This is a genomic window from Pirellulales bacterium (assembly GCA_035939775.1).
Classification (GTDB): domain Bacteria; phylum Planctomycetota; class Planctomycetia; order Pirellulales; family DATAWG01; genus DASZFO01.
In genome coordinates this window covers 1-1,726 of record DASZFO010000129.1, presented here as the reverse complement: position 1 = coordinate 1,726, position 1,726 = coordinate 1, and the positions used below count along the sequence as shown (strand labels likewise).

Below are 1,726 nucleotides of genomic sequence, written 5' to 3'. Positions count from 1 at the left end.
GCCTTTCCGACCGAGCCGAGGTCGCTCGGGGCGCTGGCGGTCGATCCGCAAAGCGGAACTCTCTACGTCTGCGATGCCGGGGATGGGCATAGCAAAGGCGGCGCAATCTACAACATCAACTCGCAAAGGCGAGTCGGCATCGTTCTCGATGCCAGACATCTTTCGACACTGCAAACACCAAGCGGAGTCGCGCTGGACGGCGCGTCGCAGCTCCTTGCGCTGGATGGCGGCGCCGGGGAGTTGCACCGCGTCAAGATTTCCGATGGCTCGACCGAGCGGCTCGTCGAGGGACTCGGCGGCTGTGAGGGATTGGTTTGGGATCAATTCGGCCAGCTCGTGATCGGCGATCCGAAGGGCGGCCGGCTTCTCGTAATCCCACGCCCCGGCGAGAAGTCCGTTCCTATGGCGAGCGGGCTGGCCGCGGCGGCAGGCTTCTGCCTGAGCCCTTCAGGAAAGGACATCATCGTCTCCGACCAGAAGGGCGGAACGCTTACGGCGGTGCCGATTGTCGTGCCAGGGGCCGAGATCGACGAGCGTCCGATGGCGATTGGAACCGAGACCGCGTTTGCGGACTTGCGATGGGCAGGTTGGAATGCCGACGGCGCCAGCGGTAAGTCCGATCCGTTGCGGCCGATTTTGTTGACCCATGCCGGCGACAGGAGCAATCGCGTGTTTGTGGCCACGCAGCAAGGCGTCATCCATGTGTTTGCGAACGACCAGGGGGCAAAGCAAACCACGATCTTCCTCGATTTGCACGAGAAGGTCGCCTTTAACGAAAAGACCCAAGAAGAGGGCTTTCTCGGACTGGCCTTCCATCCTCGCTTTAAGCACAACGGCGAATTCTTCGTGTTCTACACGAGCAGGAACCTGAAACTGACCAACGTGGTATCCAGGTTCAAAGTCCGCCGCGACGGTCCGTCACGGGCGGATGCGAACTCCGAGGAGGAAGTTTTGAGATTCAACAAGGTCGCTTGGAACCACGATGGCGGCACACTCTGTTTCGGTCCGGACGGTTATCTGTACATCGCACATGGCGACGGCGGGCTGCAGGGTGACCCCTACGAAAATGGGCAGAACTTGCAGTCGTTGCTCGGCAAGGTCCTGCGAATCAACGTCGACCACAAAGAGAATGACAAGAATTACTCCATTCCGCCGGACAATCCATTCGTCGGACGGACCGACGCGCAGCCCGAGATCTGGGCCTACGGCCTCCGAAACGTCTGGCGGATGGCGTTTGACCGCAAGACGGGCGTCTTGTGGGCGGGAGACGTCGGTGAATCGCTGTATGAGGAAATCGACTTAATCCAGCGCGGCGGCAACTTTGGCTGGAATCGGCGGGAAGGATTGCACCCCTTCGGAGCCAAGGGAAGCGGTCCCGCGGCGGAGTTCATCGACCCGATTTGGGAATATCGCCATGACGTGGGCGCATGCATCATCGGCGGCTGCGTCTATCGCGGCAAGCGGCTGCCAGAACTCGACGGCTATTACCTGTACGCCGATTTCACCAACGGCAGACTCTGGGCGCTTCGCTATGATGCCAAGCAACGCCGCGTCATTGAGAATCGCGAGATCGAAGGCCGTCACCGGCCCATCTGGTCCTTCGGCGACGATGAACAAGGGGAAGTCTACTTGCTCAGTGCCGCGAGCGACGGGCGGGGGATTCTTCGCTATGCCAGACGCGGCGAGAAGTGATCCGACGCGCTTCGGACTTGGCATTGATCTGGGC

At 60.8% G+C, this 1,726-nt stretch carries 1 protein-coding gene; it reads left to right on the top strand.

Going from position 1 to position 1,726, the window contains the following annotated elements; genetic code table 11:
* On the top strand, nt 1–1,692 hold a 1,692-nt coding region (locus VGY55_08320; GenBank protein ID HEV2969981.1), incomplete at its 5' end, for a PQQ-dependent sugar dehydrogenase.
* Nucleotides 1,693–1,726: the final 34 nt, after the last annotated feature.